20 protein-coding genes and 1 tRNA gene are annotated in these 17,621 nt (G+C 64.1%); 13 read left to right on the top strand and 8 right to left on the bottom strand.

The features are described 5' to 3' along the window. The first annotated feature begins 4 nt into the window (after positions 1 to 4). The 9 genes from ruvA (at position 5) to KIH79_RS07660 (ending at position 8,352) form a co-directional block, all read left to right on the top strand. Positions 5 to 628, top strand: coding sequence for a Holliday junction branch migration protein RuvA (ruvA, locus tag KIH79_RS07700; RefSeq protein ID WP_219058864.1), 624 nt, complete (start codon positions 5 to 7; stop codon positions 626 to 628). An 8-nt stretch (positions 629 to 636) separates the two neighbouring features. Continuing rightward, complete coding sequence (gene ruvB, locus KIH79_RS07695) at positions 637 to 1,692, top strand: Holliday junction branch migration DNA helicase RuvB (RefSeq protein WP_219058863.1); 1,056 nt, start codon at positions 637 to 639, stop codon at positions 1,690 to 1,692. Positions 1,693 to 1,784: 92 nt separating this feature from the next. Further along, positions 1,785 to 2,213 carry a preprotein translocase subunit YajC gene (locus KIH79_RS07690; RefSeq protein ID WP_219058894.1) on the top strand — a complete coding sequence of 143 codons (429 nt, stop codon included), beginning with the start codon at positions 1,785 to 1,787 and terminating at the stop codon, positions 2,211 to 2,213. Positions 2,214 to 2,291: 78 nt separating this feature from the next. After that, on the top strand, positions 2,292 to 2,873 hold the full coding sequence (locus tag KIH79_RS07685) for an adenine phosphoribosyltransferase (RefSeq protein WP_219058862.1): 582 nt from the start codon (positions 2,292 to 2,294) through the stop codon (positions 2,871 to 2,873). Between the two features lie 54 nt (positions 2,874 to 2,927). Continuing rightward, entirely contained in the window at positions 2,928 to 4,121 is a 1,194-nt protein-coding gene (sucC, locus tag KIH79_RS07680) for an ADP-forming succinate--CoA ligase subunit beta (RefSeq protein WP_219058861.1), read from the top strand. Further along, a complete protein-coding gene (gene sucD / locus KIH79_RS07675) occupies positions 4,121 to 5,050 on the top strand; it encodes a succinate--CoA ligase subunit alpha (protein ID WP_219058860.1) in 930 nt (309 codons plus the stop codon). The genes sucC and sucD overlap by 1 nt, the downstream gene beginning before the upstream one ends. Positions 5,051 to 5,100: 50 nt before the next feature. Further along, entirely contained in the window at positions 5,101 to 6,432 is a 1,332-nt protein-coding gene (locus KIH79_RS07670) for a cell division protein PerM (protein WP_236023706.1), read from the top strand. Further along, positions 6,380 to 8,011, top strand: coding sequence for a bifunctional phosphoribosylaminoimidazolecarboxamide formyltransferase/IMP cyclohydrolase (purH, locus tag KIH79_RS07665; RefSeq protein ID WP_219058858.1), 1,632 nt, complete (start codon positions 6,380 to 6,382; stop codon positions 8,009 to 8,011). Before KIH79_RS07670 ends, purH begins: the two co-directional genes overlap by 53 nt. A 56-nt stretch (positions 8,012 to 8,067) precedes the next feature. Next, entirely contained in the window at positions 8,068 to 8,352 is a 285-nt protein-coding gene (locus KIH79_RS07660; protein WP_219058857.1) for a DUF3017 domain-containing protein, read from the top strand. Here KIH79_RS07660 and KIH79_RS07655 read toward each other — a convergent pair. After that, positions 8,269 to 9,306: an MIP/aquaporin family protein gene (locus KIH79_RS07655; RefSeq protein ID WP_219058856.1), complete on the bottom strand. Its 1,038-nt coding sequence runs from the start codon at positions 9,304 to 9,306 to the stop codon at positions 8,269 to 8,271. The genes KIH79_RS07660 and KIH79_RS07655 overlap by 84 nt on opposite strands. Before the next feature lie 274 nt (positions 9,307 to 9,580). Here KIH79_RS07655 and KIH79_RS07650 point away from each other — a divergent pair, with 274 nt between their 5' ends. The 4 genes from KIH79_RS07650 (at position 9,581) to KIH79_RS07635 (ending at position 13,744) form a co-directional block, all read left to right on the top strand. Beyond that, complete coding sequence (locus KIH79_RS07650) at positions 9,581 to 10,357, top strand: pseudouridine synthase (protein ID WP_219058855.1); 777 nt, start codon at positions 9,581 to 9,583, stop codon at positions 10,355 to 10,357. After that, positions 10,354 to 12,489 carry a bifunctional cytidylate kinase/GTPase Der gene (der, locus tag KIH79_RS07645; protein ID WP_219058854.1) on the top strand — a complete coding sequence of 712 codons (2,136 nt, stop codon included), beginning with the start codon at positions 10,354 to 10,356 and terminating at the stop codon, positions 12,487 to 12,489. The genes KIH79_RS07650 and der overlap by 4 nt, the downstream gene beginning before the upstream one ends. Before the next feature lie 215 nt (positions 12,490 to 12,704). Further along, positions 12,705 to 12,778: transfer RNA gene (locus tag KIH79_RS07640), tRNA-Pro, on the top strand. Between the two features lie 264 nt (positions 12,779 to 13,042). After that, positions 13,043 to 13,744, top strand: a complete 702-nt coding sequence (locus KIH79_RS07635) for a DUF1206 domain-containing protein (RefSeq protein ID WP_236023705.1) — start codon at positions 13,043 to 13,045, stop codon at positions 13,742 to 13,744. Between the two features lie 55 nt (positions 13,745 to 13,799). Here KIH79_RS07635 and KIH79_RS07630 read toward each other — a convergent pair whose 3' ends face one another. From KIH79_RS07630 to KIH79_RS07600, 7 genes are all read right to left on the bottom strand, one after another. Next, entirely contained in the window at positions 13,800 to 14,081 is a 282-nt protein-coding gene (locus KIH79_RS07630) for a holin (protein ID WP_219058853.1), read from the bottom strand. Positions 14,082 to 14,093: 12 nt separating this feature from the next. Next, the gene (locus KIH79_RS07625; protein WP_219058852.1) at positions 14,094 to 14,987 is read right to left on the bottom strand and encodes a GH25 family lysozyme; all 894 of its coding nucleotides are present in this window, start codon (positions 14,985 to 14,987) and stop codon (positions 14,094 to 14,096) included. Positions 14,988 to 15,062: 75 nt separating this feature from the next. Then, positions 15,063 to 15,380, bottom strand: coding sequence for a hypothetical protein (locus tag KIH79_RS07620; RefSeq protein ID WP_219058851.1), 318 nt, complete (start codon positions 15,378 to 15,380; stop codon positions 15,063 to 15,065). A 22-nt stretch (positions 15,381 to 15,402) separates the two neighbouring features. After that, positions 15,403 to 15,870, bottom strand: coding sequence for a hypothetical protein (locus KIH79_RS07615; protein ID WP_219058850.1), 468 nt, complete (start codon positions 15,868 to 15,870; stop codon positions 15,403 to 15,405). 48 nt (positions 15,871 to 15,918) lie between these two features. Next, positions 15,919 to 16,392, bottom strand: coding sequence for a hypothetical protein (locus tag KIH79_RS07610; protein ID WP_219058849.1), 474 nt, complete (start codon positions 16,390 to 16,392; stop codon positions 15,919 to 15,921). Between the two features lie 31 nt (positions 16,393 to 16,423). Further along, entirely contained in the window at positions 16,424 to 16,903 is a 480-nt protein-coding gene (locus KIH79_RS07605; RefSeq protein WP_219058848.1) for a hypothetical protein, read from the bottom strand. Between the two features lie 509 nt (positions 16,904 to 17,412). Then, on the bottom strand, positions 17,413 to 17,621 hold a 209-nt coding region (locus tag KIH79_RS07600; protein WP_219058847.1), incomplete at its 5' end, for a hypothetical protein.

The following is a 17,621-nucleotide window of genomic DNA, read 5'->3' as shown; positions in this document are numbered from 1 at the left end:
TGCCATGATCGGAATGCTCAACGGGCGCGTCGCGGAGGTGAACGCCGACAACGCCCTGATCGAAGTGGCCGGGGTCGGCTACGAGACGCGCATGCCGTCCGCGGACCTCGCCTCCCTGCACGCCGGGCAGGAGACGCGCGTCTACACGTCGCTGAACGTTTCCCAGGACTCCATCACGTTGTTTGGCTTCCTGTCGCCGGCCTCCAAACGCATGTTCCTGCAGTTGCAGAAGGTCAGCGGCATCGGGCCCAAAGTCGCACTGTCCCTGCTGTCCACGCTGCCGCCGGATCGGCTGGCGCGGGCGGTCGCCGACGGCGACGCCACGGCGCTGGCCAAGGCTCCGGGACTGGGCAAAAAAGGTGCCCAGAAGATCATCCTCGAACTCAAGGGTTCCATTGACCTCGACGCCATTGAATCCGGATCCGCCTCGTCCTCGCGCGCGTCGCGCTCAGACGCCAACATGCTGCAGGTCGTGGAGGGACTGATGTCGCTCGGATGGCGGCAGAACGACGCGCAGACCGCGGTCGAGAACGCATGCCGCGACAACGGCGTGGACATGCCGCTGTCCGAAGACGACGTGCCTCGCGTGCTCAAGTTTGCCCTGACCTCCCTCGATCGCGGAAGGTGACCGCCAATATGGAATACGACGCCCAGACCAACACCGGCGCGAAAGAGGAATCCCTGCGCATGGTGTCCGCCGCCCCGATCGGCAACGAACCGGTCAGCGACGAGGAGCTGCGCCCGCACGCGCTGGAGGGCTTCATCGGCCAGCCGTTGCTCAAGGCGCAGCTGCAGCTGTTCCTTGACGCCGCGCGCAAGCGCGACGTGCCGCCGGACCACATCCTGCTCGCCGGTCCTCCCGGACTCGGCAAGACCACGTTGGCGATGATCGTCGCCAACGAGCTGAACGTGCCGATCCGCGTGACGTCCGGCCCGGCCATTCAGCATGCAGGCGATCTCGCCTCGATACTCAGCTCCCTGGATTCGGGGGAGGTGCTGTTCATCGACGAGATCCACCGTCTGCCAAGGGCCGCCGAGGAGCTGCTGTACATCGCGATGGAGGACTTCCGCGTCGACGTGATGGTCGGCAAGGGACCGGGCGCCACGTCGATCCCGCTGACCCTGCCGCGATTCACCGTCATCGGCGCCACCACGCGAGAAGGCATGCTGCCGTCCCCGCTGCGCGCCCGGTTCGGCTTCACCGCGCATCTGGATTTCTACCCGCACGAGGAACTGGAAAAGCTCATCGAGCGTTCCGCCGTGGTGCTCGGCGTGAACCTGGGGGAGGAGGCGGCCCACGAGATGGCCGTGCGCTCCCGTGGCACGCCGCGCATCGCCAACCGCCTGCTGCGACGGGTGCGCGACTGGGCCATCGTCCACGATCTGGATGTGGTCGGCCCCGCCGACGTCAAGGAGGCGCTGTCGCTCTATCAGATCGACGCCGAAGGCCTTGACCGGCTTGACATCGCCGTGCTCAACGCCATCGTCGGGCAGTTCAACGGCGGACCGGTCGGCCTGAACACGCTTTCGGCGATGGTGGGCGAGGAGGCCGAAACGGTCGAGACCGTCTGCGAGCCGTATCTGGTGCGCGAAGGGTTCCTGATCCGCACGCCCAAGGGGCGCGTCGCCACCGAAAAGGCGTGGTCCCACTTGGGTTTGACGCCCAAGGAGGATGTCAGCAAGCTATTCTAGACTTTTGGCTTTGGACATACGCCCGAACGCCGGCGCGCGCCGCACCGGCATCGTTCATAACCGTTAGGAGTACCGTTTTGCCCGCAGAGTCCATGAATCTCATCATGATCGTCTTCCTGGTCTTCATGATCGCCCTCATGTGGTGGCAGTCCAAGAAGGCCAAGAAGCAGCAGCAGGAGAAGCAGGACTTCCGCGCCAACCTGCAGCCCGGCACCGAAATCATCACCATCGGCGGCGTGATCGGCAAGGTCGTCTCCGTCGACGCGCAGTACGAGGAGATCGTCATCGACTCCGAAGGCTCCAAGCTTCGCTTCGGCTTCAACGCCATCAGCCGCGAATACGTGCGTCCCGCATACGTGAGCGACGACGAGGTCGACGAGAACGGCAATCCGCTGCCGCAGGACGGGACCGACGAGGCGCAGGTGCCGGTGGACCGTGCCGCGGACGCCGTCGCGGACGGTACCCTCGATCAGCCCGACCAGACCGGCGCGTCCGACGAGTCGCAGCACGACGCCAAGTAATCCTCACCGCAGGCAGTCATCGGCCATCCCCAGAGTTTTTCGCTACGAACCATCCTTCACGTAAGGCAGGCGCAGACCATGTCGCAATCCGATATCACCATCGCCCGTCTGGCCGAAATCGGTCAGGACAACGCGGAATATCTCATCTCCCGCATCCGTTCGGTACGGGGCTTCCCCAAGGAAGGCATCAACTTCCGCGACTTCATGCCGGTACTCGCCGACCCGAAGGCGCTGGGACTGATGCTCGACGCGCTCGAAGCGGCGCTGCCGGTTCCCGCCGATTCGTTCGACGCCATCGCAGGACTGGAGGCGCGTGGATTCCTGTTCGGCCCCGCGCTGGCGGCTCGTCTCGGCAAAGGGTTCATCGCGGTCCGCAAAGCGGGCAAACTGCCCCCGGAAACCATCGGCGAATCGTATGATCTCGAATACGGCACCGCCAGCATCGAAATCGAAGCGAATATGGTCCAGCCGGGAGAGCGCGTGCTCATCGTCGACGACCTGATCGCCACGGGCGGCACGGCCAAGGCCGCGGCCGACCTCATTCGTCGCGCCGGCGGCGAGGTCGCCGGCTTCAGCTTCGTGATGGAGCTCGTTGGCCTCAACGGTCTTGAACCGCTCGGAGACGTTCCCAGCAGCACGCTGGTCACCATGCCGGCCTGAGCGGCTTGCCGGACCCGCATCACACGGTCGTTAAGAGGATAGGAAACGCATACCATGGATCTGTATGAGTATCAGGCCAGGGAGCTGCTCGAAGAGCAGAACATCCCCGAACCGAAGGCGATTTTCGCCCAAAACTCGCATGAGGTCGCCGAAGCGGCCGACAAGCTCGGCTACCCGTGCGTGATCAAGGCGCAGGTGAAGATCGGCCATCGCGGACAGGCTGGCGGCGTCAAGCTCGCCCATAACCGGGACGAGGCCATTCTGCTGGCCGAGAGCATCCTGCCGATGACCATCCACGGCCATAAGGTCAACGGCGTGCTGGTCGCCGAGGCCAAGAACATCCTCCATGAGTACTACGTGTCCATCTCCGTGGACCGCACGTCCCGCGACTACGATGTGCTGGCCACCGCCAACGGCGGCACTGAGGTCGAGGAAATCGCCCGCGAGCATCCCGAAGCGGTCAAGCGCCTGCACATCGATGCGCTTGGCGACTTCGACGAGGCCGCCGCCGTAGAGATGGCCAACAGCATCGGTTTCTACCATGCGGACGTGCATCAGGCGGCCGACATCCTGCTCAAGATGTGGCGCTGCTTCAAGGAGAACGACGCCACGCTCGTGGAGATCAACCCGCTCGCCAAGATCGGCGATCCAGACGACGAATCCTCCAAGTCGCTGTGCGCGCTTGACGCCAAGATCTCGCTGGACGACAACGCCGCCTTCCGCCACGACGGGTGGACGCGCTTCGCCGACAGCGTCGAAGCCGATCCGTATGAGACCAGGGCCCGTGAACACGGCCTGCACTACGTGCACCTGCATGGCGAGGTCGGCGTGATCGGCAACGGCGCCGGTCTGGTGATGAGCTCCCTCGACGCCGTCTCCGGCGCCGGCGAGGAACAGGGCACCGGCATCAAGCCCGCCAACTTCCTCGACATCGGCGGCGGCGCGTCCGCGGCCGTGATGTGCGACAGCCTCGAAATCGTGCTGTCCGATCCGCAGGTCGAATCGGTGTTCGTCAACGTGTACGGCGGCATCACCTCCTGCGAGCAGGTCGCCAACGGCATTCTCGAGGCCTTGACCAAACTCAACGCCGCCAAGCCGATCGTCGTGCGCTTTGACGGCAATGCCGCGGCCGAAGGCCTGAGCATCCTCGCGCAGGCGGAAAACCCGAACCTGCACGTTGCCAAGACCATGGAGGAAGCGGCGCAACTGGCGGCCCGCTTCGCCGCGGACGCAAAGGAGAACAACTGATGGCACTGTTCATCGAAGATGGGGCACCGGTCATCGTTCAGGGCATGACCGGCCATCAGGGCATGACCCATACCGCCCGCATGCTCAAGGCCGGCACCAACATCGTCGGCGGCACCAATCCCCGCAAGGCCGGCACGGTCATCGACTTTCCGGGAGCGAACGTGGACGGCTCCGACGCCCACGTTCCGGTGTTCGCCACGTGCGCCGAGGCGCGTGAGAAGACCGGCGCCAAGGCCAGCGTCGTGTTCGTACCGCCGAAGTTCGCCAAGGGCGCCGTCGTCGAGGCCGTCGAAGCGGGCATCGAGCTCATCGTCGTCATCACCGAAGGCATTCCGGTGGCCGACAGCGCCTACTTCGTCGAGCTTGCCCTGCGCAAGGGCGTGCGCATCGTCGGACCGAACTGCCCGGGCCTCATGACCTTGCCGTCCACGCCCGAATCCCACGGCGTGAACCTCGGCATCATCCCCGACGGCATCGTCTCCCGCGGCCCGCTCGGCCTCGTGTCCAAGTCCGGCACGCTCACCTACCAGCTGATGGGCGAGCTGTCCGACATCGGCTTCACCGCATGCCTCGGCGCCGGCGGCGACCCGATCGTCGGCACCACGCTGCTTGAGGCGCTGCAGGCGTTCGAAGCCGATGACGCGACCAAGGCCGTCGTCATGATCGGCGAAATCGGCGGTACCGCCGAGCAGGACGCCGCGCAGTGGGCGGCCGCGCACATGACCAAGCCCGTTGTCGCCTACATCGCCGGTTTTACGGCGCCCGAAGGCAAGCAGATGGGCCATGCCGGCGCCATCGTCTCCGGCGGCAAGGGCACCGCGAAGGACAAGAAGGAAGCCTTGGAGGCCGTCGGCATTCGCGTCGGCAAGACCCCGGGGCAAACCGCCGACATCATGCGCGAGGTGCTTGCCGAACACTCGCTGATATGATCGCACACCTGAAATCCCTGTTCAAAGGTGCAGGGGCCGCCGCTGCGGCGATGGCGGTATTCGCCATCGCCCTCGGCTGCTTCATAGCCCTCATGCTTCTGGTCATTTCCATGGAGGAGGGCGGCGACAATCTGTCCGCCCATGCCCTGTCGCTGACGGCGGCCGTCGTGTTGCTCAGCCAAGGATCCGGCTTCACCGTCGGGCCGGTCCAGCTCACGCTGGTGCCGTTACTGCTCACCGTCCTGCTGATCGCGTTGGTGCGCGCCTTCGCGCAGCGAATGTCCTGCGACGCGCCGGGCTATGCGGGCGGGCTCGTCGTCTGGCTGCTGCTTGACGGCTTGTTCCGAGGCGGCACGGACGTGGAGCTGCACGACGATCTGCTGGTGACGCTGGCCAAGGGCTGTCTGGTGTTCTCCATCGGATATCTGCTGGCCGCGTTGCCGGTATCGATGACCGTCGCGCGTGTCGTGCAATGGCTTAGGGATTCGGTCGCCGACCGTTTGCGCACGACGATTCGAACCGGAGTCATGACGGCCGCGTCGCTGATGCTGGGATATCTCTCGTTCGGACTGATCACCGTGATCGTCTGGGCGGTACGCAATCATGCCGCCGTGGCCAAGCTGTTCGAATTGCTGGCGATGGGAACCGGTTCGCGTATCCTGACCACCGTCGCCTGCGTGGCGTGGCTGCCGAATCTGTGCATCTGGGCCGTTTCCTGGCTGTTCGGCGCAGGGTTTTCCATCGGCGACCTCGGCTCGTTCACCCTGTGGATCGGACAGTCCACCGCATTGCCGTCCATTCCGGTATTCGGCATATTCCCCGAACCGGTCGAGGACCAGACGGTTCGCGTCGCGCTCGTCTCCATTCCGCTGCTGTGCGGTCTTGTCGCCGGATTGGCGGCGATGTGGTCGAAGAAGGCGTTCGCCATGCGCATTGGCGGGGAGACAAGCCAGCCCGACGCCGAACTGGTCATGTCGTTCGCCTATCCGGCCGGAGGCTTCTGCCTGACCTGCGCCCTGCTGTCGATTTCGTCGTCGCTGCTGTTCGTCGTTTCGAACGGTGGGCTCGGCAAGGAGCGGCTCGCCAGCATGGGCGTCGATGTCGTCCAGTCCACGCAATCGGTCGGCAGGCCCACCGCGCTGGGACTGCTCGCCGCATGGCTGCTGTCGCTGGTTGGCGTCGCGGCCGTTTTCGGGATACGCTGGGCCTCACGACGGGTTCGCGGGCGCGGCTCATCCGCGGTCGGCGCGACGGCGGACAGCACCGCGGCAGCAGAAGACGTGCCCGCAACCGGGCGACAACAGGAAACCGCAACCAAGGAGGAACAGGATGACGAACACGAACCGACCAATACGACGGGCGCTGGTATCCGTCTTTCATAAGGAGGGCATCGAGGTTCTCGCCCAAGCCTTCATCAAGGCCGGCGTCGAAGTGGTATCCACCGGATCCACGGCGAAGAAGCTCGCCGAGCTCGGCGTGAACGTGACCGAGGTCTCTCAGGTCACCGGCTTTCCGGAAAGCCTTGATGGCCGCGTCAAGACGCTGGATCCGCACATCCATGCGGGCATCCTCGCCGACATGACCAACCCCGACCACGTCGCGCAGCTCGAAGAGCTCGGCATCAAGCCGTTCGATCTGGTGGTCGTCAACCTCTATCCGTTTGCGGACACCGTGCGTTCCGGTGCCGACGAGGCGGCCACGATCGAAAAGATCGACATCGGCGGCCCGTCCATGGTCCGCGGCGCGGCCAAGAACAGCGCCACCGTCGCCATCGTCACCGATCCGGCCGACTACAAGCTGGTCGCCGAACGCGTGGCCGACGGCCGCGGCTTCGATCTCGCGGAACGCCGCTGGCTCGCCGCCAAGGCGTTCGCCCACACCGCCGCCTACGATGCGACGATCAACGAATGGACGTCGAAGCACTGGCCGAAGCCCGACACCGTCGACGAAACCGAGCACGACGATCTGAACGCCCCGGTCGACGACGCCAAGTTCCCGGCCGCGTTCACCCGCACATGGGATCGCGCGCACGTGCTGCGCTACGGCGAAAACCCGCATCAGCAGGCCGCGCTGTACATCGACCCGCTGCACCGCGACGGATTCGCCCACGCCGAGCAGCTCGGCGGCAAGCCGATGAGCTACAACAACTACGTGGACGCCGACGCCGCGTGGCGGGCCGTGTGGGACTTCGCCCCGCAGATCGCCGTCGCCGTCGTCAAGCACAACAATCCGTGCGGTCTGGCCATCGGCGCGACCGCGGCCGAAGCGCACAAGAAGGCGCACGCCTGCGATCCGATGAGCGCGTACGGCGGCGTGATCGCCTGCAACACCACCGTCACCCTCGAAATGGCGGAAAGCGTGCGTCCGATCTTCACCGAGGTCATCGTGGCCCCCGCCTACGATCCCGAGGCGCTCGAGCTGCTGCAGACCAAGAAGAAGAACCTGCGCATCCTCAAGGTGGCCGAACCGCCGAAGGGCCATGAGCAGTTCCGCCAGATCGACGGCGGCCTGCTCGTGCAGACCACCGACCTCATCGACGCGCCCGGCGACGATCCGAACGGCTGGAAGCTTGTGTCCGGCGAGCCGGCGGACGCCGACACGCTCAACGACCTGCTGTTCGCGTGGCGCGCCATCCGCTGCGTCAAGTCGAACGCCATCCTGCTTGCGCACGATCAGGCGACCGTCGGCATCGGCATGGGGCAGGTCAACCGCGTCGACTCCTGCAATCTCGCGGTCGAACGCGCCAACACGCTGGCGGACGGCGCGGATCGCGCGTCCGGCTCCGTGGCCGCGTCCGATGCGTTCTTCCCGTTCGCCGACGGCGCCGAGATCCTCATCAAGGCCGGCGTGAAGGCGATCGTCCAGCCCGGCGGCTCCATCCGCGACGAGGAGGTCATCGAGGCCGCGAAGCAGGCCGGCGTGACCATGTATCTGACCGGCACCCGTCATTTCTTCCACTGATCGGGAATCCGGGCATTCCATCCGAGTTATCTGAGTATCCGAGAAAGGCGGCGCACATGCATGATCATCCATTCGTCTCCGAAGCCCATGAAGGCAAGCCGTGGTTCGAATGGCTCGTCGGCGGTGTTGTGGCGGTGTCCGTGATCGTCGCCGCCCTCGGATACACGATGGCCGCAACCGTGATCATCTCGGTTGCGGCCATCGTCACCGGGCTGCTGCGGCTTATCATGCGCGAACGCAGCCCATGGAAAGTGCGCTCAGTGGCGTTCGATTCCTTCGTCGGCATTGCCCTGGGCGTCGGACTGCTCGTCAGCTACCTCGCCATACGCATGCTGTCCTGACTGCTCCGCATCGGCTTCGTCAGCGGATTCCGCTGTTTCCGCCGTTTCCGCGGTCGCGTCGCTGTCCGGCGCGGCCGCTTTCTCATGCTTGGCCGACTGAGCCATCTGGGAGGCGATCATGACCAGGGCCACCACCGCGGCGGCCAGCACCGGGCACACCCAGAACACCCACAACTGGCCCAGCGGCTCGGTGGTCAGGCCTTGCCCCTGCGCGAACAGGGCGATGCCGGTGGCGCGGGCCGGGTTCAGGGACGCGCCGGTGATCGGATAGCAGATCGCCGCGCCGACGCCGTAGGCGACGCCGAGAGCGGTCGCGCGGGCGCCGAACCGGCCTTGGGAGGCGTCGTCCGAGAAGCGGCGCATCGCGGTGCCGACGATGATCAGCGAGGCGACCACTTCGACGACGATGGCCATGGTGACGCCGAAGCTGATGCCCACGGAATTCACCGTCGAATAGGACACCGAACCTTCCGCATAGCCGTTGACGGCCGGAGTCAGCCACACCTTCTCGGCGATCGAGCTCGACGTCGGCAGCAGGAACCGCAGCAGCGCGCCCGCGCCGATCGCGCCGACGAGCTGCGCCACGACGTACGCGACGGCGTCGATCGCGGCCGTGCGCGATACCAGCACCGAGGCAATCGTCACCGCCGGATTCAGCTGCACGTCGGACACGCCCGCCAGCAGCGTCGTCACGCCCGCGTACGCCAGCGCCGTTGCCACGGTCACGAACGCCATGTTCGCCCCGTAGATCGACGTGCCGAACGAGCTGATCGCATAGATCGCGAAGCAGACCAGGAACGATCCTGCCAGTTCGGCCAGCGTTCGCACGACCAGCGGCGTCGTCGCGGGCCGCGAGGCCTCGGCCGCGGTTCCGGCGGTTTCGTCGGGCCGTGTGGCCGCGGCATCCTGCGCGGGTGACTCCCCGTACACGTCTTGTGCTTCGAAAGCAGTCATAATACCAATCCTCTGTAGATATCGTCGTCGCGGGCCGGGCCCGCCGGACGAATGTCATAGTACCAGCACCGTCCGCACCGTCTCCTGAGCGGAACGGCACGCGAACGCAGATCGTCGCAACACGTCATCGTCGCAACACGGCGTCGTCGCTGTCGGACCAGGGGAGCCGCTATCATATGGATGTCCATCATGCAACCCGATGTTCGCATGATGTCGCCATCAGGAATAATCAGTAACGGGCGTACCAAGTACGCAAGGCCACGTTGGGAGAACGATGCCAAACGCATATTCCCGCGCCGAGAAGGCGCATATCCATGATGATCGCAACGCCGTCCGCCTGCAGAAAATCCTTGCGCAGGCCGGATTCGGCTCCCGCCGCAAATGCGAGGAGATGATCACCGACGGTCGGGTCGAAGTCGACGGCGAGCTGGTCACCGAACTCGGCACCCGCGTCGATCTCGAACACCAGCAGGTGCGCGTCGACGGATCGCGCGTGCGCATCAACCCGAATCACGTCACGCTGGCGCTCAACAAGCCCAAGCGCGTGCTCAGCGCGATGGAGGACCCGAAGGGCCGCTACACGCTGCGCGACATCGTCGGAGACAAGTACGAGCGCATCTTCCACATGGGCCGACTGGACTACGATTCGGAAGGCCTCATCCTCATGACGAACGACGGCGAACTCAGCCAGCACGTCATGCACCCCAAGTACGAGGTCGAAAAGACCTACATCGCCACGCTCGAAGGCAAGATCAGCGGCACGGTGTGCCGTCGTCTCGTCACCACCGGCGTGCAGCTCGACGACGGCTGGATCAAGCTCGACCACTGCGCGATCATCGATTCGAACCGCGACACCACGATCGTCAAGGTCGTGCTGCATTCGGGCAAGAACCGCATCGTGCGCCGCATCTTCGGCTCGATCGGCTTCCCGGTCAAGCGCCTCGTGCGCACGCAGATCGGCCCGATCAAGCTCGGCGAGATCAAGCCCGGATCCTACCGTGTGCTGTCGCAGACCGAGGTCCGCTCCCTGTCGAAGGCGGTGGGCCTGTGATCCGCGTCGCCATCGACGGTCCCGCCGGTGTGGGCAAGTCCTCCACGTCCAAGGCGCTGGCCAAGTATTTCGGATTCGCCTATCTCGACACCGGCGCCATGTACCGCGCATGCGCGTGGTGGTGCCTGCACCGCGGCATCGATCTCGACGCCGCATCGCTCGACGAGCAGCTCGTCACGGAAACCGTGGGCGAATTCTTCACCGACGGTCATTTCGACATCTCCGTCGACCCGGACGACGCGCGCGTGTTCGCCGACGGCGAGGACATCAGCGACGCGATCCGCTCGTCCGAAGTCTCGTCCCATGTTTCGAAGGTGTCCGGCATCGTGCCCGTGCGGCACGTGCTCGTCGCGGCGCAGCGCGCGCTCATCATGCGCGAATCCGCGGTCGACTCGTTCTCCGAGGGACGCGGCGTCGTCGCCGAAGGCCGTGACATCACCACGGTCGTGGCTCCGGACGCCGAGGTGCGCGTCCTGCTCACTGCCCGCGAGGAGGTGCGCCAGGCCCGACGGACCGGACAGGCCGTGGGTGCGGGAGCCGTCGGATCCGACGACGTCGCCGCACGCGACAAGGCCGATTCGAAGGTCACCAGCTTCATGACCGCCGCCGACGGCGTCACCACACTCGACAATTCGGACCTCGACTTCGAGCAGACGCTCGACGTGCTCATCGGCATGGTCGAGGACGCGATCGAGGAGCAGGAGTACGAGCAGTACGTCGCCAACCTTGACGACTACGATCTGGACGAGGCCGACGAGGCGCTCGTCGCGCAGCGCGGACCCGCCGACGCCGACCGGGGCAACGGCCCCAAGCAGGTCGGCGTACTCGCCGTGATCGGACGTCCGAACGTCGGCAAGTCCACGCTCGTCAACCGCATCCTCGGACGTCGCGCCGCCGTCGTCGAGGACACGCCCGGCGTGACCCGCGACCGCGTCAGCTACGATGCGGAATGGGTGGGCACCGACTTCAAACTCGTCGACACCGGCGGCTGGGAAGCGGACGTCGAAGGCATCGACTCCGCGATCGCGTCGCAGGCGCAGATCGCCATGCAGCTGTCCGACGCGGTCGTGTTCGTCGTGGACGGATCGGTCGGCCTGACCGACACCGACGAGCGCATCGTCAAGCTGCTGCGCGCGTCCGGCAAGCCCGTCACGCTCGCCGTCAACAAGATCGACGACGCCGCCAGCGAATACATGGCCGCCGAATTCTGGAAGCTCGGACTTGGTGAGCCGTATTCGATCTCCGCCATGCACGGCAGGGGAGTGGGCGACCTGCTCGACGCCGCGATCGACTCGCTGAAGAAGGCGGAGAAGACCTCCGGCTTCCTCACGCCGACCAATCTGCGTCGCGTCGCGCTCGTCGGGCGTCCGAACGTCGGCAAGTCGTCGCTGCTCAACCAGCTCGCGCACGAGGAGCGCTCGGTCGTCAACGATTTGGCCGGCACCACGCGCGACCCGGTCGACGAAGTCGTGCGCGTCGACGGCGAGGACTGGCTGTTCATCGACACGGCCGGCATCAAACGCCGCCTGCACAAGCTGTCCGGAGCGGAATACTATTCGTCGCTGCGCACGCAGGCCGCGATCGAACGTTCGGAACTGGCCTTGGTGCTGTTCGACGCGTCGCAGCCGATCTCCGATCAGGATCTCAAGGTGATGAGCTCCGCCGTGGATGCGGGCCGCGCGATCGTGCTCGTGTTCAACAAATGGGACCTCATGGACGAATTCGACCGCCAGCGCATGGAACGCCTGTGGAAGACCGAATTCGAACGCGTCACCTGGGCGACCCGCGTGAACCTGTCCGCCAAGACCGGCTGGCACACGAACCGTCTGGCCCGCGCGATGCGCGAGGCACTCGACTCGTGGGACAAGCGCATCCCCACCGGCAAGCTCAACGCGTTCCTCGGCCAGATTCAGGCCGCGCACCCGCATCCGCTGCGCGGCGGCAAGCAGCCTCGCATCCTGTTCGCCACGCAGGCCTCGACGCGCCCGCCGCGGTTCGTGATCTTCGCCACCGGCTTCCTCGAGCACGGCTACCGCCGCTTCATCGAACGTTCGCTGCGCGAGGAATTCGGCTTCGAAGGCTCGCCGATCCAGATTTCGGTGAACATCCGCGAGAAGAAGAAGCGCAAGTAGTTTGTGGGAGCTCGTGGAAGCTCGTGGGATGGGCGGAGCGCGGTCGTGCCGGCGACTTTTGCGCCGCGGATCCCCGCACGTCGTCCCAGCAACGGCTGACCGGTGATCGCCGTGTCGCATGCGCGTTGTTCCAAAGGAACACGCCGTGTGCGACACGGCGATTTTGCCTTTTCTTCGACGTATGGTAATTTATCTACTCGGTGCTTCGCGCCGATCGGACCATAGCGCAGTTTGGTAGCGCACTTGACTGGGGGTCAAGGGGTCGCGGGTTCAAATCCCGCTGGTCCGACTTTTTGGAAGATTGGAAAATAGCCGCTTTGCCTTACGGGAGTAGGGCTGAGCGGCTTTTCTATTTTCCGCATTTTTCTCTATTTTTCACCTAATTTCCGGCAATGTGTGCCCAAAATGTGCCCACGGCGGGGTCTGAAAAAACGTTTCCCAGGGCGCAAAAAGCGCCCCGCCGGCCTCCGGTATGGAGGACTGACGGGGCGCTTCCCATTAGTGGGTCATGTTGGCTCACAGTTATGCAGTGGTTCGCGTACCATTGCAGACCATGTTATTGAGAATCGATTCCGACCGGTTGCAGACGCTTCTGCAGAAGAGGCGCGAGGCCGTAGGTTTCGGCCCAAAAGCCACGAATGCGGTCGCGTTCGTTGAGGGATGCTTCCTCATACTGTCCGCGTTTGCCTCGAACCTTCCCTTGTGGATGGCGGTGCCGTTCGGTTTTGCTGCCGCAGCTGTTACCGTCTATGCGCTTGTCGGGCTTATCATTGCATGGAAAGACGGCTATAGTGCCGAGGATCTATATCAGGAGTTGAAAGCCATGGACCGGACGGAGAAGCACAGCAGCATCATTGCCATCAATGACGGCAACCGCTATCTTCTCTACCATGACAACGGGTGGGATTGCGATTTCTTCCCCAACCATGCCACCGCCGACAGCGAGACCGAGAACCTTCGACTGCTTACCGACTATCTTTCCACCGGTTTCGACATCCCGAAGGAAGACTTCAAACTCGTTCGTGTCACCAATGAAACGCATGAGAAGTATTCGGCCGAACATAACGAGGACCGCGTATACGACTACACGCTTTACAAGGCCGATATCCTGCATATGCCCGACGCGTGGAAGGCGGAACGGTTCCATGTGGACTCCAAGGATTGCCGTTGGATGACCACGGACGAAATGCTTTCAGATGACACGATCCGCAGCAAAAACCGCGATGTGGTCTCCATGGTAAGAGATCACGCCTGATCATTAAACGCGAGAAAGCGCCCCGCCTCCGCTTGGGAGACGGGGCGCTTCTTGGTTACTGGCCTGCGATGGTGGCGACGTTGTGGCCGTCGTCGACTTTGGGGATGCCTGCCGCGCTGGTCAGCAGTGAGAGGATTGCGGCGAGTCCGGCGGTGCCGGCGATGACTCGCCAGTCGACCGAGCCGATCAGGGTGGTGGTGCCGATGGCGGCGACCGCGGACTGGGCGGCGGTCTTGATCGCGCGAATCGCCGCGGCCTTGCCCCAGAGGATGAGGTTTTCGGCCTCGCTGCCGTCGATGAGATCGTCGAGGTCGGGTTTGCCGTTGTTTTTGACCATGATCGTGTTCCTTTACTTGTCGATGCGGATGCCGAATGCGTCGGGGTTTTCGACCTTGTTCTGGCCGGGCTTGCCCCTGAGCGCGCCCCATTCGACGACCTTGGCTCCGGACTGGCGGAGCACGTTGAGGGTGTCCTTCTGGTCTTCGGGGTCGTGGAACGCGCGCCACGTGCCGGCGAGCACGTTCGCCACGCAGATCGCGCCGCTGTACTGGAAGAGGATATGCGTTGCCTTCATATCGCTGATGACTCCTTCGATGAGATCACTGGTAGTGGTGGTTGGTTTGGTGGTTGTGGTTTTGCCGCCGGTGGCGTAGGCCTGCCATGCGGCGCGGTCTCCGTAGAACTTGTTCAAATCAAGGCTGCCGTTCCAGCCGTCGAGCTTGCCGCTGCTCGTGTACTGGCGCATGGCGCAGCTGTACGCTCCCTCGTTCCACGGGGTCGACTGGTAGCCGGTGGGCGTGTAGTTCGCGTATTGGACGACCCACAGGCCGCAGGTCTTGCGCACGTCCGCGGGTATCTGGCTGATCGCGCTGGATTGCACGTAGACGAGCGGCCATATGCCGGTGCGCTCATGCACGCGGTTCACCCACTGGCGGACCCACGCGCCGTTGCCCCACGCCTTGTTGCCGCCGGACTCCCAGTCAAGGACCGGGATCGCCTTGCCCTTGTAGGGGTTGAACGTGGTGAGGAAGTAATCGGCCTCCGCGATTGCGTTCCCGCCGCTGGCGTAGTGGTAGGCGCCGAGCAGCTTGCCGGCCCGCGCCGCGCCGCCGATCTGCGCGCCCCACGCCGGGTTCACATAGGACACGCCTTCGGTGGCTTTGACGATGGCGAAGTCGCACGGCACTTTGGCGAGGTCGATGCCTGTCTGGTAGCTGGCGATGTCGATGCCGTTTAACGCCATACATGCTCCTTTCCGCCCGGTTCCGGGCATGAAAAAGCCCGGAAGCATTTGCCTCCGGGCTTTGATTCGATTGGGTTATTGGGGGTCGGGTTTGATGTGCGCGTCTCGGATGTCCTCGATCATGGCGGTGCCGAGCCCGTTGCCTCCCAGATCGTGGTAGGCCGAGTAGATCTGTTCCGCGCGTTCCTTGATGTGGATGGGGCACACGTGCCCGTCCTCGACCTGCCGGTCGTTGATTTCCTCCAATCGAAGGAACAGGATCAGGCGCATCGCGCGTTCCAGCGCGCTGGGTTTCTCGAACCGGCGCAGGATCCACGCGGTGAACGTGCCGGTGGCCCCCGACCCGATCACGGCGGTCAGGACCACCGCCCACACGGGAATCGTCTCTGTCAAGTCATGGCCTTCTTTCCTTCCTCTACTGTTTGAACAGGGGGTAGTTGGTTTTGTCGAACCATGTCAGGTTCTGGGATTGGAGCGCGTTCCAGTCGTCCACCGTGTACAGGCCGACGCGTTTCGGGGTGACCACGGTGTCGCGGCTCTGCAACCATAGGTAGACTTGCGGGGAGTTCCCGTTGGCGTTGGGTACTACGATCCGGTACACGATTTTCGTGTCGGTCGCTGTGATTTTCGTTCCCAGATTGGTGTCGAACCGGCCGATGGCGACGTTTCCGACGATCGGAGTCGCGAAATCCACCACGGCCACGTACGGCACATCGTATTCGACCGTACTGCCGAAGATCAGGCACGTGCCGGTCTCCCCGTCCGCGTCCTCCTTGATCGAGTACGTCCACAAGCCGGTAGTCGGATCCTGCACGCCCTGCGTACGCCACCCCGCATGATTCTTCGCCGCGGACGGATCCAAACACAGATTCTCGATCCTCATGCCGCCAGCCCCCAATCCTGGGAGTCGGCCGCCTGACGGGTCAGGAGGCTAAGCCCCCCCGAGGATGAGAGGCCGGGTGTCCTCATCGAAGAAATCGCTTCCGTCCAGCGCCTTCACTGTTTGCTCCCAGTCTGTTTCCGACATGAGCAGGAACCGATCGTAGACGGCCTTGCCTTCGTCGGGGCAGTACAGGCGGATGAGGAAACTGCTGGTGGGCGTGAATTTCACGATTGCCGTGCCGCTGGTGACGCTGCTATATCCGAGCGTGACCCACGGGTTGCGTTGCGCGATCACGATCATCCCATTGCGCAGGGTCGATAGGTCGCCGCTCACGACTCCCACGTCCACACGGAACACAAGAGGCGTGTTCCGCAACCCGCTGAACGTGAAATCGGCGAAGCATTCCTGCATGCCGGCCTGGGCGGTGACGGTGACGCCCTTCGTGCCGTTCATGCCGGTGGTGCTGTTATGGGGAAAGCCGACCATTGTCTCCGGACGCACAAGATTTCTGGCGTACGTCATCGCGCCACCCCCATTCCGGGGAAGGAAGCGGCTAGAGGATGAGGCGTTGGCTTTCGCTGGTGAACGACGGGGCCTGCGCCTGCAACGCCTGCCAGTCGGTTTTCAAGCCCAGGAACAGGCGGTCCCACACGGCGCCGCCTCCGTTCGGCGCGCACACGCGCCAGACGAGTTCCCTGACCGTGTCCGGCACCCGGAACTCGAACACGTAGGATTTCACCTCGACCGTCTTCGGAGGGGCAAACAGCGGGATCGCCCAAGACTGTGGATTCCAGACGGGCAGCGGCCCGTTCTGCGTTGTGTTCTGCCCTCCGTCCGGTAGAGTCACGCCCAAACACCGGCCTGCGATCACGTACACTCCCGACTGCTCGACTTGGAATGAATCGCTCTGCGCGAATGTTTCGGACGAAGACCCCTTGTGAGCGAGCGTCAGCACGCCGTCCGTCCAGTCGATGTCCGTCGGCTGCGACGTCTCGCGCCACACGCGCGGCACATAATTCACGATCCGGGTCATGCCGCCACCACCCAGTAAGAGCGAGTAAGGCGGCGAGCAGGACCCTGGGATCTACATCCCCCCCCCCGTTGCGGACTAGGGGTCGGATGGTCTGGTCAATGTGGGCGAGGTCGCGTTTTCTCATTTCGTTGTACTCCTCGATTGTCTTAAGCACTGTCACGTTGCGTAGGACGAGTCCTCCCTCGTCGATCAGGATCGAGCAGATGTTCTCGGTCAGGGCCTGAATGACGAGCAGCCAGCCGTTGTTGGCCAGCACTTTGCACATGCTGGGATATTCCACGGTGGGTTTGGAGCCGACGGAAGCATCCCGCAGATAGTTCACGACCACGATCCCGTTAGCGGGGATCGTCTTCTGCGAAGGTTGGATGCTGAACGACACCTCGCCCTGCTTCCGCGCGTAATACCATTTGCCGTTGGATTGCTTGGATGAGTCACACCGCCAGCTCATCCGCTGCAGCAAGCACTGCGGGTCGGTGTCCAGATTCTCGATATCCACGGTTGATCTCCTTTCAGTCCATGATGTAGAGGACGCTCGGGCTGTTGTTTTCGGGGCCGGTGGCGAACGTGTACATGTCCGTGAGCACCGACGTCGAGCTGGCGGTGAGCTGGGTGAAGTAGACCGGCTTGCTTTCGGTCATTTCGTTGGTGGCCCGATACCGGATGTGCATGTAGTACAAGCGCCCGCTCGCCAAAGCGGGCATCGCGGTCTTCGAGTCGA

The organism is Bifidobacterium miconis (assembly GCF_019331735.1).
Classification (GTDB): domain Bacteria; phylum Actinomycetota; class Actinomycetes; order Actinomycetales; family Bifidobacteriaceae; genus Bifidobacterium; species Bifidobacterium miconis.
This window is presented reverse-complemented; position numbering and strand designations above follow the sequence as displayed.